A 13388-nucleotide genomic window follows, 5' to 3' on the forward strand; every position below is an offset into this window, starting at 1 on the left:
CCCGCATCACCCGGCCCGCCCCGACCGCCGGGGCGGGCCCCGCCACCACCTCCAGCACACCGACCCGAACAGGAGCAGCACCCCGTGAACCAGCACACCGAGCCCACCGCCCCCCAGGAGCAGCCGAGCGTCAGCGTCCGCGAGTCGGCCCGGCGCCGGGCCCGCGCCCTGACCGCCCCCGGCGGCTGGCTCGACCGGCGCCGCCGCGAGCTGGCCGCCGGCCTGGACGACTTCGCCGACGCCGAGCCGTGGGTGCGCGCCCTCGCCTACCTGGCCGCGACCGCCCTCGCCGTCCTGGTGCTCGGCACCGTCGGCGGCATCCTGATCAACGCGGCCGGCGCCGTGATCGGCGCCGTGCACCTGCCGCAGGACCTGCCCGCCGACGGCGACGGCCTGCGCGCCGCCATCACCGGCCCCATCCACGCCTACCTCATCGCCCACCAGGCCTACCCGCTCACCCCGGCCACCGCGTACGGCGTGTGGAAGACGGCTGGCCTGATCGCCGCGCTGCTCTCGTTCATCACCCAGGGCGCCGTCGCACGTCTCGGCTGGACGGCCTGGTCCTGCGCCACCCTCGCCATGGTCTGGAACGCCGCCCCCGAGGCCGGCCGCCCGGTCGCCGTCGGCCTGACCGCCACGGCCATCGCGGCCATCTCGCTGTTCGCCCTGCGCGGCCTCTCCTTCTCGCTGCGCCCGATGGTGATCAACCGCACCGACGTGCAGCCGCAGATCACCATCCAGACCCCCGAGCCCAAGCCGGCCCGCCCCCGGCCGGCCGTCCCCACCCCGGGCGGTCCCTTCGACCAGCGCTGACCCCGCCCAACCCACGACGACCAGGAGTAGCCACACCCGTGCCCGAACCCGCATTCCCCCACCCGGCCGTCGCCGGCGAGCGCCTCGCCGCCGTCATCACCCAGCGCACCCAGGCCCTGGCCGCCGACGTCCTCCAGCTGCGCGCCGACGCCGACCGCCTCGCCGCCGTCCTCGCCCGCGGGATCAGTACCGAGGACACCGCCCGGCTGACCGTCCTCGCCCAGCGCATCCACGGCCAGGCCTGCCGGATCGAAGGCCTGCACGACGCCCGCAGCCTGACCTGACCAACCCGACCGGGGCCGCCCGAACGGGCAGCCCCGGCATCACCCACCACACCCGATCCGGAGGGCACGATGACACCGACGATGTCCCACAGCGACGAGCGGGCCTGGCAGGCAGCGGCCAGCCTCACCGACCTGGGAGAGCTGACCGCCCGCTGGCTGGAGGGCGAGATCGCCTCCCACCCCGGCTACCAGCCCGGCTGGGGCCCCGCGCAGGAAACGACCGCCACCCCCGGCCTCGTCCAGGCCCTGGCCGTGTGCAACCGTGCCGGCTACCTCACCAGGGCGAGCCAGCCCGGCCACAACGGACCCGGCGCGGACGGCGCCCACTGGACCCAGATCGCCGCCGTCACCGGCTGGGCCCTCGACCCGCGCATCCTCGCCACCCTGCGCGCCCTCGCCCACCGCTACAGCCTCACCCTGGTCGAACACGCCCCGGCCTTGCCCGGAGAGAGCGGACAGGGCGTCATCGTCACCACCCGCAACGGACGGCCCGCCACCATTTTCGGCAGGCCACTCGCGCCGGCCGACGTCGACTTCATCTGGACCCCCTCCGGCGCCCGCGCCATCGCGCAGGTCCAGGCGGCCCGGCAGATCACCCTCGCCACCCACAGCCCCACCGACACGAGCCTGTTCGCACTCCTTCGCACCGCCTTCGCCAACCCGGCCCGACCCGGGAAGACCGGGCACTGACGCTGCCCACCACCGCGCCCGCCCCCTCCGAGCCAGCCAGGCCGGGACGGCGGGCGCGGTGGTGCGCGGCGCGGCCGTCCGGCCGGCACCGAACCGTCCAGCACCTGCCCTTGGAGAACACGTGAACGGCCGTCTGCTTCGCTTCCTGCCCGCCCGCCTGCTCCGTCGCCTCGGCTACCACCTCGCGCTCCACGACCCGGCCGCCCTGGCGGCCGTGCTGGAGACCAACCTCGACGCCGCCAGGGCGGCCCGGCCCGCAGACCTCCGCAGGGCCCTGGCGAGGTCGACCTCGCCGCTGGAGTTCCAGCCCGGCCTGGTCGGCCTGCACCGCGAGACGGCCGACATCGTCGTCTACCTCTGCAACGCCGCGGCCGCCTCCGAGACCAACCTCGACCTCCGCGACCCCGACCAGCGGCAGCTCTACCAGGACCTGCTGGCCGCCGTCGGGGCCGCCGTGGAACTCCGGCTGCGCGTGGCCGCCGCAGCCTCCCGCGCGCTGCCCGCCTCCGCCGAGAGCGCCGCCGAGCTCCAGCACAGCTGACCCTCGTCCGGACAGCGACGCTGCCCACCACGGCGCCCGCCGCCCCCGAGCCAGCCAGGCCGGGACGGCGGGCACGGTGGTGCGCGGCGCGGCCGCCCGGCCGGCACTTCGACAGGAGGGCACCAGTGATCGCCGACGCCACCCCGCACGCCCCGGCTGCCACCGCCTACGAGCCGTTCGCCCGACCCGACCGCCCCTACCGCCAGGACAGCGTCCTGGCCGACGCCACCGACTGGGACCTGGCCCGCGTCGCGCTCAACGAGCGCAGCTTCGCCGTCTACAGCGACGACCCCCAGGCCGACGAGGCCCAGCGCATCGCCGACCTGCTCACCGCCGAGGAAGCCCGGCGGGTCGACCGCTTCCTGGCGGCGGGCCTCCAGGACACCGACCGCATGGACGCCGTCGCCGCCGCCACAGACCTCACCGACGACGACCGGAGCTGGCTGCTCGAACAGCTGCGGCTCGCCTGGCGGCGCCTGGACTGCCTCCGGGACGCCATCGACGACTCCGGCAGCCTCATGACCACCACCTACGCCGCGAGCTCCGTCGACTACGTCCGCTGGTCCCGGAAACCGCAGGCCCTCTCGCCCCTGAACGGTCGGCCCGGCCGCCCGACCACCGCCGGCTGACCAGAGACGCGACCCCCACGCAAGGAGAGGAGAAGGATGAGCAGCACCCTGTCCACGGAGCAGAAGCCGGCGCTCGCCGTCGAGTTCCGCGTGCCGATCCCCCAGGGCACGGTCGGCACAGACAAACTGCTCCAGGCCCTCGCCGAGGACGTCCGCCCCCGCCGCCTGCACGAGCTGTCCGTGCTGTGCGAGCACAAGATGCGCCTGCCGATCTGGGCCGCTCGCCTCAGTGTGGCCCGTCCTCACCATCTCCGCCGCAGCGGTCCTCTCCGCCGCGGCCTGACTAACCACCACCTTGCATCGGAAAGAAAGCCCGGCATGGCCGACTGGCGAGACCGCATGACCCCCGACGACCACGCGATGGTCGCCGCTCACGCCCCGATCGCCCGGGGGACCTTGGTGGTGCTGATCGGCCCGGCCGGTTCCGGCAAGACCACCTACACCCGCGCCGTCCCCTCCAGCCAGGTCGTCTCACTCGACGACCTGCGGGCCCTGGTGACCGGAGGCGACCCGGGAGACCAGAGCGCCACGGCCGCGGCGGCCCAGATCCACGACCTGGTCCTCGAAGGCCGGCTGCTCCGGGGGCGCACGGTCGTCTGCGACTCGACGAACGTGGAGGCCGCGGTCAGGGCGCGGCTGGTCGAGCGGGCCCGCCGCCACGGCCGGCCGCTCCTGGCGATCGTGATGACGACCCCACTCGATACCTGTCTGCGCCGGAACTCGGAAAGGCCGCCCACCCGGCGCGTGCCGGACGACGTGCTGCGCTGGCAGCACCAGCTCGCAACCGAAGCCCTCCCCGGCCTGGCCGACGAAGGCTTCGACGAAGTGCGTCTCCACCCGGCGGTCAGCCGCTCCGGGCGCTGACGCTGCGCACCGGCCCCGCGCCCCGCCCCCGGCACCCAGCCGGCGGCCGGGGCGCTCCGGTGCGCGGCGCGGCCACCCGGCCGGCACCGCCCACCGAGAGCACGGAGCCACCCGCGATGACCTCCCACCCCGACCTGCCCACCCTGCGCGCCGCGGCCCAGCGCGAGATCGAGCGCTACGCCGACCGCCCGCTGCCCGGCACCTGGCGCCTGGCCCGGCTCGACAACCTGCCCGCCATCGCCCCCGCCTGCGACCAGGACCACCACGGCCGCACCCCGATCCACCCCGGCACCGACGGCCTCCACGACTGCTGCCCCCAGCCGTGGATCCGCGTCGGAGTCCCCGCGGTCGCCGACCTGCTCCTGGCCCTCCTCGACCACCAGCCCACCACCCCGGCCCCGGCACCGACCGCCCCCGAGGCGTTCAGCGACGACCCCACCGGCGCCTGGAACTGACCACCCCACACCCCGCACCGCCCCGACCGAAGGGAACGCACCCCATGACCGAGACCGCCCGCACCCGCACCCTGCGCGCCGCCCTCGACGCCGCCGACAACATCGCCACCATCACCGCCGCGACCACCGCCGGCCTCACCACCTACCGCGCCCTCACCGGCCGCCCCACCGAAACCCGACTCACCCTCGCCGCGGCCGCCGCCGGCCTCGCCGCCTGCCTCACCGACCAGGCCACCCTCCACCTGCGCACCCCGCTGCGTTGCCGCCTCGGCATCCAGCCCGCCTACGGTCCCGCCGCCGAGGCCGGCCCGGCCCCGACACTGGAGCAGCTCACCATCGAGGTCGCCGCCGACGCCGCACACCGCGCCGCCACCGGCGCCCACGCCCTCGACCGCAGCTCCGGCAGCCTCACCCAGGCCACCAACTGGGTCGGCGCCGCGGACGGAACCGCGACGTGCGAGCTGCCCGGCGGCGCGCACCTGCTGTGCGTCCCCTCCCCCACCGACCACGGGTACAGCAGCCGCACCTACCTCCTCGTGCGGGGCGACGAGCAGCCGCTCGAGGTCCGCAGCATCACCGAGCTGGCCGCGCTCCTGGACAGCCCCGCCGCCGACACGGCGCAGCCCGCCGACAGCGAGGCCGGGGACGGCGACCCGTGGGCCGCCCTCGGCCAGACCCACGCCATCGCCGAACTCTGCAACCCGGCCGCCGACGGCGACGACCAGGCCGACGAGGACGACATCGACCAGGAGGCGCAGGCCCACGCCGCCGACCTGCTGTAGCCGACCACTCCCGGCCGCCACCCACCTGACCACCCGCCACCACCCCGGCTCCGGCCCGCACCCCAGCGGGCCGGAGCCGACCCGTCGAAGGAGACACCCAGACATGACGACCAGCCCCGCCCTGACCCAGGCCGGCCGCCGCGGCCTCTTCACCACCGACCCCACCGACCGGCTGCGCCCCGGCAACCCGGACAAGGCCTGGGAGCTGTGGCTCACCGGCCCGAACACCCTGCTGGAGATGCCCGACCTCGCCACCGCGCTCATGGCCACAGCCGAGCACAACGCCCTGGCCGCCGACCTGAACGACGGCTCCCCGCTCGAACCCGTCACCCACGCCCTGGTCCTCCACCACGGCTACGCCTGGCGCCGAGAGGGCGCGGCCCGCTCGGGCGCCGGCATCGCCGCCCCGTCGCTGTGCTGGACCGCCAAGTGCAGCATCTGCGGCGACGTCGTCGAGGACGAGTTCATCCCCCACCACGACACCCCCGAAGCCGCCGCCAACGACGCCATCGGCAGTCGCGAATGGGACGAGCGCCCCGACGGCCGGCTGCTCTGCGACCGCACCGACGACGCCCACGACGCCGCCCGCGCCCAGGCCCGTACCGAGAAGACCCCCGAGCAGCCGGACGAGAACCAGCTCACCTTCCTGTAGACCTCATCCACCCAGCGGAGGACCGGAATGCATCGACCCGTCATCGTGCCCACCCCCGACAGCCCCGCCAGCCAGGCCGTCGGCTTCGACCTGGACGGCACCCTCGCGATCGACCAGGGATGGCAGGGCGGCCGCATCGGGCTACCCCAGCCCGGCGCCATCGAGGCGCTGCGCACCATCGCCCAGCAGCGCGCCGTCTTCGTGTTCACCGCCCGGCCCGAGCGCTGGCTCCCAGAGATCGCGGACTGGGTCACCTGGTACTCAGGGCTGGAGGCCTTTGTCGACCCCGACCCCGAGCGGGCCTACTGGACCGCGGTTGGCGGTCCGATCCTGGTCACCAACACCAAGCTCGGCGCGGCCGCGTACGTGGACGACCGCGCCATCCACCACGCCGGCGACTGGAACGCCACCTTCGCGACCGTCAGCCACGCGATCGGCCTCGACCACGCGGGCGTTCTCGTCCCGGCCTGATGGCCAGCACAGTGAAGGGCCCGCTTCCCCCGGCAGCAACGCCGGGGGAAGCGGGCCCTTTTGCCGTTTCACGGTCTTTACGCCGTAAAGGTCTCCTAGGTGAGGCCCATGCCCGCGGCGATGCCCTGGTACTCGATGGCCGGCGCACTGGCAGGCGCGTACAACGGGAGGGTGGTCTGCGCGGAGTATGGCCTCGGCGACCTTCGTGCTGCGCCGGACCGAGGGGCTCAGAACGAGCGCCTGGTAGACGGTCTTGTGGACCACGTGCTTCCCCGGCCGGTTGGGAACCGAGCTGACGCGAGCGGGGCAGGGTCTGCCCGTGCTCCGGCTCGGGCGCTGTTGTAAACGCCGTTTACGTCGAAGGGGAGGTGATGAGGGACACGCGGCCCCTGAAACGTGCTTAAAACCCCTTCGCGCCACTATGGTGACGCCATGGCATCTCAGAACTCCGGTGGCGAGAAGGAAAAGGTGGCGTCGAAGCTTCCTGCGTCCCTCCGCCAGGAACTCAAGACCCGAGCGGCCCAGCTCGGCATCGACATGCAGGACGCCGTCACCCAGGCCGTCGAGCAGTGGCGCGCCCGTCCTGCTGACAACAACCCCACCATCGACACCGCCGGGGCCGAGAGCTGGAACACCTGGCTCCCCGTCGGCCTGTACAACGCCTTCAAGGACGACTGCCTCGACCGGGACATCTCCTTCGTCCAAGGCCTCGCCCAGGCGGTCCGCGTGTGGATCGACTCGCACACCGTCTCCCTCTCCGAGCTGACGATCCCCCGCTACACGCGGCGGATCATCGTCTGCAACCAGAAGGGGGGCGTCGGCAAGACCACCATCGCAGCGGGCGTCGGCCAGGCCATAGCGCTCGGCCTGCCCGCCAGTACCGGTGCGTCGAAGCTGCCCGCGCTACCGGGCCTTCGGACGCTGCTCGTCGACTACGACCCCCAAGGGCACCTCACCTCCCAGCTCGGCGTCAAGCAGATCCCGCCGGGCGAGGAGAGCCTGGTGACACACATGGTCGACCGCGACCGCGTCGCCGGCGCCCTGCTCGACCAGGTCGTGCCGATCGAGCCGGACCACTTCGAGGGCCGCCTGTCCCTGCTGCCCTCCAGCTTCGACGCCTTCCTGCTCGACTCCCGGCTCGGATCCATCCGCGGGCCCCGCGAGGCGAGCCTCCAGCGCGCCCTCGCCCCGCTCGAGGAGCACTTCGACGTGATCGTCATCGACGCTCCCCCGAACCTCGGACTAGCGATGGACGCCGGCCTCTACTACGGCCACCGTCGCAACAACGAGCCCGCCGACGCCTCGGGCGTTCTCATCCCCGTGGAGGCCGAAGACTCCTCCGCCGACGCCTACGCCATGCTCGACAGCCAGATCCGCACCGTCAGCCTCGACTACGAGGTCGACATCGACCGCCTCGGTCTCGTCGTCAACAAGTTCGACAAGCGCAAGGGCTACGTCGCCACCCACTCCCTCGAGAACTGGCAATCCCTCGGGACACCCCCGGTCGTCTCCGTCGTCCCCGACCTCAAGGAGCAGCGCGAGGCCGTCCACGTCAAGCAGCCGCTTCTCGTGTACGCACCCACATCCATCCAGGCGCAGCGCATGCGCGAGATCCGGCGGGGGATCGCATGAGTATCGCCAAGAAGCTGCAGGGCGGCGGCGGCTCGTTCGGGGCGCTGGCCCAGGGCGGCGCTCGCGGCAGTGAGGTGCTGGCGCGCAGTGAGGCCCTGGACGCGACAGGGCGGGTGCGGCGAGCGTCGTCCGCTCCGGTGCCGTCGATCGTCTTCAACCCGCTTAACCCCCGTAAGAGCATCGAGTCCGAGACGATCGACGAGCTCGCCGAGAGCCTGTCGCGGCAGCAGATCGTCCCGATCACCGTCGTCAGCCGGGCGGCATTCCTAGATGCGCACCCCGGCCAGGCCGAGGCGATCGGCGCCGCGGACTTCGTTGCGCTCGATGGGAACCGTCGCCTGCTGGCCGCGCAGCGGGCCGGGCTCACGACGCTCCGAGTGGACCTGAACGACGACCTTGTCTCGAGCGCTGCGGACATGGTCGAGGCCGCTCTGGTCGCCAACGCCCACCGCGAGGACGTGTCTCCTCTTGAGGAGGCCCAGGCAATCCAGCAGCTCCTCGACACGGCGTACGACGGTAACCAGGCGGCGGTGGCACGCAAGCTCGGCAAGTCCCGCGTGTGGGTGGGCCAGCGCCTGGCGCTTCTTCACCTGTCCCCGGAGCTGCAGGAGAAGGCAGAGGCCGGAGACCTGGCCATCGAGGACGCCCGCAAGATCGGTGCCGAGGCACGGGCCGGGAGGCTGTCGGCTGCCGAGCAGCTCGAGCGGGCGGAGGCGGCGAAGAAGGCCGCAGCTGACAAGCAGGTGGCGAAGGCGGCGGCCAAGGCTGCACGTGCGGCCCGCGGCCCGGAGCCCGAGCCGGTGGAGAGGTCCGGGGGAGGGTCTGGTGGTGGCGTTGCTCGAGGAGAGGAGAACCTGCCGGAGGTAAACGCCGTTTACACGCCGCCCTCGGCGACAACGTTGGAGGTTGACTCGCCGAACCCGCTCTCCGACGTAAACGACGTTTACACCGCGGCCCTGCCAGACCAGCGGGACGCTCCCGAGGAGCACCTGCGAGAGGTTGCGGTCCAGCTGAACCCATCAGATCCTCGGGCCAGCGCGCTGGCGATTCTCAGCGCGCTGGATCGCCGCCAGGCGGTCCAGGTGGCTTCCGAGCTGCTTGAACTCCTCAAGCGAGAAGCTGGCCATCAGCCAAGCTGAGCCGTTGCTGGCTGCTGCAGACGGCGCCCGGTCTTCCGACCAGGCGCCGTTTTGCTTTCCCGCAAGGCCTGTCCCGGTTGGGCACATGCTGCGTGAACGCGCGGCAGACGGCGGCGGACAGCGATGTTGCTGTGGAACACGACCGCCGACCCAGCGAGTTCGCCACCACCATGCCGACCAGCGAGCAGACGAAGAAGCATCCCCGGCCGGCCCGCGCGCGCCAAGCACCCAGACCAGGGCACGCTGCTGTGCCGACCCCGACAGGCTGCAGCTGACAAGCAGGTGGCGAAGGCGGCGGCCAAGGCTGCACGTGCGGCCCGCGGCTCGGAGCCCGAGCCGGTGGAGAGGTCCGGGGGAGGGGCTGGTGGTGGCGTTGCCCGAGGCGAGAACCTGCCGGAGGTAAACGCCGTTTACACGCAGCCCTCGGCGGCGACGCCGGAGGTCGGCTCGCCGAACCCGCCCTCCGACGTAAACGACGTTTACACCGCGGCCCTGCCAGACCAGCAGGACGCTCCCGAGGAGCGCGTGCAAGCGTGCCGCACCAGTACATGCACCTTCGCCCGCACCCCGGAAACCTTCTCCACCCACCGCGGCCTGGCGCTGCCCACCGACCAGGCCGAGCGGCTCGCGGTGGGACGCCGCAAGTGCCGCGTAGACGCCGTCCCCGAATCCTTCCGACCGGCGGTCGCTGCCTTCGACGCCTCGCGCATGCGGGCCCGGGACCGGGCCCGCCGGGCCAGCACCCGCCCACGCAGCAATCTCACCCTGGAGGCCGCCCTCGCCACCATGCGCGATCTGGCGGTGTTCCTCACGGATCAGCGCGGCAAAGGCGACTGGGCTCTGGTCGACGTCCACGACATCGAAGCCTTCCTAGCCACGCTGCCCAGGGCCCGCAAGCGCCGCCTCACCGTGCTGCGGCAGTTCTTCGGCTTCGCCCGCTCCCAACGCGTGATCCTCGTCGATCCGACCCGCGGACTGACCGCGAAGGAAGGAAACGGATACCGAGGCCGGACCCTCACGCTCGACCAGCAGCGTCACCTGTTCCGCCGGTGGACCTGCAATGACGGGGCCCACCCTCACGAAGCCCTGCTCGGCATGCTCGCCCTGCTGCACGGCGCCTCCGGTTCCGAGGTCCGCATGCTGCAGGTCACCGACATCGACCCAGCCACGCAAACAGTCCGGCTCGGCAAACGACCGCACCCGGTCCCACTCGACCCCGCTTCCTGGGCCGTGCTGCAACGATGCCTCGCCCACCGGGCGGCCTGGCCGACGCAGAACCCCCACGTCATGGTCACCAAGGGAACGAAGGGCGGCCGAAGACCGGCATCAACTGCCCACCTGTCCCACGTTCTTGACGACTGCGGCTACCCACCACGCATGGTCCGCGGCACCCGCCTGGTCGACCTCGTCAACACCATGGACCCCAAGCTGGTCGCCGCCGCCTTCGGCATGGACCCGCAGGCCACCCTCATCTACCTTGCTGATCACATCGATCCAACTCGTTTTGCCCGACCAGCACCAGCAGAGGAACTGACATGCGGCACCTTGCCCCCGCCTTGGCCATCGGCGCCCTCCGACGCGGGAAGCAGATCGAGCAGTTCCTGGGGGCCATCGAAAGCGACTTCGGCCCCGGGCTTCGCTGGATCGCCCTCAGCCCCGGCTCAACGGGCGTCACCGTCTACCTGAGCGAAGTCGAGGACGTCGGCACCGACACCTTTCTCGACATCACCGAGTTCCCACCCCTGGATCCCGAGGACGAGAGGTGGGGCCGGGAGATCGGCGTCCTGCCCACCCCTGAGGACGCACTCCAACTGGCAGAGCGCGAACTCGCCGCTGACCCCGAGCGCTGGGTCAACCAGGGCATCGTCTGCGACGAGTACCAAGACTTCCGAACCGTGCGCAGGTCGAACCCGTGAGGTTTCGGCGGCGCCTCGCACGGGTTCGCCGGAACATGTGCGCTTTGCCTGTCCGCCAGAAGCGGCTCTCGACCGACCCTGGTCTGGGTGGCGATGATCTCCCGCGGCCGCTCCGCGTTGAGGGGCAGGCGCTGGCTGACGGTCCGGGCGCGGAGGCCGCGAGGATGTCGAGCACATCGGTTCGTTCGCGCAGACCGGTGGCGTGGACGTAGGCATCGGTCGAGCGAACGCCAGCATGGCCGAGTCAGAGTGCACAAAGAAATAGCAAAGCCGCTGAGACCCTGCAGGTCATCAAGGTGCTCTCCGTGCGTGCGGAGATCAGCCGTCGATGAGGCCGAGTTTGGACGTCTCGGTTCAGTGCTCTCCGTGCGTGCGGAGATCAGCCGGCTGCGGCCGAGTACCCCATCGGGCCTTCCGGGCGGCAGCCCAGGGGTTCTCCTCGGCGGCTTCGATCTTGCGGACGTAGCGCTTCATCGCGCTGGAGCCCTTCGCCCAGTCGCCCATCTCGGCGATCTGGTCCTCGGGCACGCCGCTCTCGTACAGCTCGGTGGCGCCGCCAGCGCGCAGGCCGTGGGCGGTGACCTTACCGGCGGTGCTGGCGTCGATCAGCGCATTGTGGCCGAGCTCCACGCGGGCCTCCAGGGTGAGGTGCGCGATCCGTGCGAACGCCTGCTTGGCCAGTGCCTTGATGAACTTGTTGAGCGCCTCGCCGGAGAGCATGGACAGCGCCACCCAGTCCGCGGCGGTGAGCTCCTGGTCGGCTTTCGGGGTGCCATCCGGGTGCGTCGGCCGGGTCTGAGGGGTGAGGCGGACGGCCAGGCGGCCGGCCTTGTCGAGCGCACGGAACAGTGCCTGGTCGTCGGGTTGGCGGATCAGCCGACCGTACTCCAGCCATGCTCGGACCCGGCGGACCGGGCAGATGTGCGGGGCATCGTCCCTGGCCGGGATCCACGCCTCGAAAACCGAGCCGTCCTTGCGGCTCTTGCGGTCGACCAGGCGCACGTCGATGCCGTCCCGGCACAGGGTGACGTGGCTGACGATCAGCTGGGCGAGCTCGATCCGGCGGCTGAGCAGGTGGAAGCCCAAACAGGCGATGGCGGCGTCACGCAGGTCGGCGGGCCGGCCGCCCTCGTCGCAGACGGCGACCATCAGCTCCAAGTCGACCTCGCGAATCGCCGGGCTCTGCTTGTCGCTACAGGTGCGGTTCCACTTTGTCCGGTAGGCCGCGATCATTGCGGTGACCTGCCGGGTGCCGGGCCGGGTGTTGCCTGGGGTGTTCTCCTCCTGCCAGGTGATCACCGCGCTCTTGTAGACCGCGATGGTGTCCGGGTCGAGTTGGCGGTCGATCAGGTCGCCCACGTACTCGACCAGCGTGGAGGTGGTGCACGGCAACGCGACCCGGCCCTGATCGGCGCACCAGGTCTCGAACAGGCGGATCTGGTTGCGCCGGTTGCGGTCGGTGTTCTGGGGCCGGGACTCCTCGATGAGACGGGCGGTCTTCTCGGAGATCGCGTAGTCGGCCGCGGTGTACTGCTGCGGGGTGAGGGCGGCGGGCAGCAGCGCCCGGCCGGCGACCAGCATGGTGTCGTGGTGGAAGCCGGCCACATCCAGTCCGGTTGCCGCGGGTGGGGACGGGATGGCGGGGAGGACGGCGCCGGGTTCCCCGACCGTGGCCTGGAGGTCGGCGGTGATGCCGTGCTCGTAGGTGTGCAGAACCGCGGCGGGCCGCTTTGGGGCGGGCGTGGTGTTCACGGTGACTCTCCTGCGCGCGATGGGTGCCGACGGGGGAAAGCCTCCCACAGCAGTTACCTCGTATATCGGACCTTATACGAGGCTAACTACGTTGGCCGGGACGCAAGCGCCCGGACAGGTGTAGGGGCGGGTTCGGCAGAGCAGCGTGTCACGTGATGCGCTGCTCCGGGTCCGCGGCCGGGGATCACCTGCTCACGTGAGTAGGTGCACCCGGCCGGCAGTGCGCGAAACATTCTCGGCGGGCCGGGCGCGTCGCTAGGCTGGCCGGCACCGAAGCCCCTGCTGCGGGAGAGCCCGATGAGCGACGCCACCGGGATCGATTCGCTGGACCATCAGATCAACCAAGAGTTCGAACTCGTCGCCTGGCGACTGGAGTTGCTGACCGGCGACCAGGGGTTCGCGGATGCTGTCCGCTTCAGCCTGAGCCAGGCCTCGGTGCGCTACGCCGTGCAACTGCGTTCGGACGACGACGCGACGATGGGCGGCGCCGTGCTCGACCTGGTGACCAACCTCTACCCTGATGACGCCCCCATCCCCGACGACTGGTGGGACACGCCGCTCGGCCGGGCGACCGCGGCAAGCACGGGGCAACCCACCGCGGAGTCCGTCACCTACAGCGTGGCCGGCGCCATGCTCGGCATCGACGCCGAAGCCGTTGAACTGCTTGCCCGAACCTGCCAACTTGACGGGCACCCGGACGGCGGCGTCACCTCCCTCTCCGTCCAGCAGTACCTTCAGGCCCACCCCCGTCCCTGACCGCGCGCCCAA

15 protein-coding genes are annotated in these 13388 nt (G+C 71.9%); 14 read left to right on the plus strand and 1 reads right to left on the minus strand.

Going from position 1 to position 13388, the window contains the following annotated elements; all coding sequences use genetic code 11:
* Positions 1-84 precede the first annotated feature (84 nt).
* The 13 genes from J5Y04_RS31290 to J5Y04_RS31350 all read left to right on the plus strand — a co-directional run bounded on the left by J5Y04_RS31290 (position 85) and on the right by J5Y04_RS31350 (position 10638).
* Positions 85-813: a hypothetical protein gene (locus J5Y04_RS31290; RefSeq protein WP_209415768.1), complete on the plus strand. Its 729-nt coding sequence runs from the start codon at positions 85-87 to the stop codon at positions 811-813.
* A 38-nt stretch (positions 814-851) separates the two neighbouring features.
* Positions 852-1097 (plus strand): hypothetical protein, encoded by a 246-nt coding sequence (locus J5Y04_RS31295; RefSeq protein WP_209415769.1) that lies wholly within the window; start codon positions 852-854, stop codon positions 1095-1097.
* 69 nt (positions 1098-1166) lie between these two features.
* Positions 1167-1787 carry a hypothetical protein gene (locus J5Y04_RS31300; protein WP_209415770.1) on the plus strand — a complete coding sequence of 207 codons (621 nt, stop codon included), beginning with the start codon at positions 1167-1169 and terminating at the stop codon, positions 1785-1787.
* Positions 1788-1908: 121 nt separating this feature from the next.
* Positions 1909-2328, plus strand: coding sequence for a hypothetical protein (locus tag J5Y04_RS31305; protein ID WP_209415771.1), 420 nt, complete (start codon positions 1909-1911; stop codon positions 2326-2328).
* Positions 2329-2453: 125 nt separating this feature from the next.
* Positions 2454-2957, plus strand: a complete 504-nt coding sequence (locus J5Y04_RS31310; protein ID WP_209415772.1) for a hypothetical protein — start codon at positions 2454-2456, stop codon at positions 2955-2957.
* Between the two features lie 36 nt (positions 2958-2993).
* The gene (locus J5Y04_RS31315; RefSeq protein WP_209415773.1) at positions 2994-3821 is read left to right on the plus strand and encodes an AAA family ATPase; all 828 of its coding nucleotides are present in this window, start codon (positions 2994-2996) and stop codon (positions 3819-3821) included.
* A gap of 116 nt (positions 3822-3937) precedes the next feature.
* Positions 3938-4276, plus strand: coding sequence for a hypothetical protein (locus tag J5Y04_RS31320; protein ID WP_209415774.1), 339 nt, complete (start codon positions 3938-3940; stop codon positions 4274-4276).
* Between the two features lie 44 nt (positions 4277-4320).
* Complete coding sequence (locus tag J5Y04_RS31325) at positions 4321-5058, plus strand: hypothetical protein (RefSeq protein ID WP_209415775.1); 738 nt, start codon at positions 4321-4323, stop codon at positions 5056-5058.
* Between the two features lie 103 nt (positions 5059-5161).
* Entirely contained in the window at positions 5162-5710 is a 549-nt protein-coding gene (locus J5Y04_RS31330) for a hypothetical protein (RefSeq protein WP_209415776.1), read from the plus strand.
* A 27-nt stretch (positions 5711-5737) separates the two neighbouring features.
* Positions 5738-6181, plus strand: coding sequence for a hypothetical protein (locus tag J5Y04_RS31335; protein WP_209415777.1), 444 nt, complete (start codon positions 5738-5740; stop codon positions 6179-6181).
* Between the two features lie 432 nt (positions 6182-6613).
* Positions 6614-7813 (plus strand): ParA family protein, encoded by a 1200-nt coding sequence (locus tag J5Y04_RS31340; RefSeq protein ID WP_209415778.1) that lies wholly within the window; start codon positions 6614-6616, stop codon positions 7811-7813.
* Positions 7810-8952 carry a ParB/RepB/Spo0J family partition protein gene (locus tag J5Y04_RS31345; protein WP_209415779.1) on the plus strand — a complete coding sequence of 381 codons (1143 nt, stop codon included), beginning with the start codon at positions 7810-7812 and terminating at the stop codon, positions 8950-8952. Before J5Y04_RS31340 ends, J5Y04_RS31345 begins: the two co-directional genes overlap by 4 nt.
* A 282-nt stretch (positions 8953-9234) precedes the next feature.
* Positions 9235-10638, plus strand: coding sequence for a hypothetical protein (locus J5Y04_RS31350; RefSeq protein WP_245205798.1), 1404 nt, complete (start codon positions 9235-9237; stop codon positions 10636-10638).
* A 584-nt stretch (positions 10639-11222) separates the two neighbouring features.
* Here J5Y04_RS31350 and J5Y04_RS43715 read toward each other — a convergent pair.
* Positions 11223-12620 (minus strand): tyrosine-type recombinase/integrase, encoded by a 1398-nt coding sequence (locus J5Y04_RS43715; RefSeq protein ID WP_209415781.1) that lies wholly within the window; start codon positions 12618-12620, stop codon positions 11223-11225.
* Between the two features lie 297 nt (positions 12621-12917).
* Here J5Y04_RS43715 and J5Y04_RS31360 point away from each other — a divergent pair, with 297 nt between their 5' ends.
* Complete coding sequence (locus tag J5Y04_RS31360) at positions 12918-13376, plus strand: hypothetical protein (RefSeq protein ID WP_209415782.1); 459 nt, start codon at positions 12918-12920, stop codon at positions 13374-13376.
* The last annotated feature ends 12 nt before the right edge of the window (positions 13377-13388 follow it).

Source organism: Kitasatospora sp. RG8 (assembly GCF_017813315.1).
In the GTDB taxonomy this organism is placed as follows: Bacteria; Actinomycetota; Actinomycetes; order Streptomycetales; family Streptomycetaceae; genus Kitasatospora.

Excerpts from the sequence above, each read along its gene's own strand:
- J5Y04_RS31335 (WP_209415777.1), top strand. The coding sequence starts at position 5,738 with ATGCATCGACCCGTCATCGTGCCCACCCCCGACAGCCCCGCCAGCCAG.
- J5Y04_RS31315 (WP_209415773.1), top strand. The coding sequence starts at position 2,994 with ATGAGCAGCACCCTGTCCACGGAGCAGAAGCCGGCGCTCGCCGTCGAG.
- J5Y04_RS31320 (WP_209415774.1), top strand. The coding sequence starts at position 3,938 with ATGACCTCCCACCCCGACCTGCCCACCCTGCGCGCCGCGGCCCAGCGC.
- J5Y04_RS31325 (WP_209415775.1), top strand. The coding sequence starts at position 4,321 with ATGACCGAGACCGCCCGCACCCGCACCCTGCGCGCCGCCCTCGACGCC.
- J5Y04_RS31330 (WP_209415776.1), top strand. The coding sequence starts at position 5,162 with ATGACGACCAGCCCCGCCCTGACCCAGGCCGGCCGCCGCGGCCTCTTC.
- J5Y04_RS31345 (WP_209415779.1), top strand. The coding sequence starts at position 7,810 with ATGAGTATCGCCAAGAAGCTGCAGGGCGGCGGCGGCTCGTTCGGGGCG.
- J5Y04_RS31300 (WP_209415770.1), top strand. The coding sequence starts at position 1,167 with ATGACACCGACGATGTCCCACAGCGACGAGCGGGCCTGGCAGGCAGCG.
- J5Y04_RS31340 (WP_209415778.1), top strand. The coding sequence starts at position 6,614 with ATGGCATCTCAGAACTCCGGTGGCGAGAAGGAAAAGGTGGCGTCGAAG.
- J5Y04_RS31360 (WP_209415782.1), top strand. The coding sequence starts at position 12,918 with ATGAGCGACGCCACCGGGATCGATTCGCTGGACCATCAGATCAACCAA.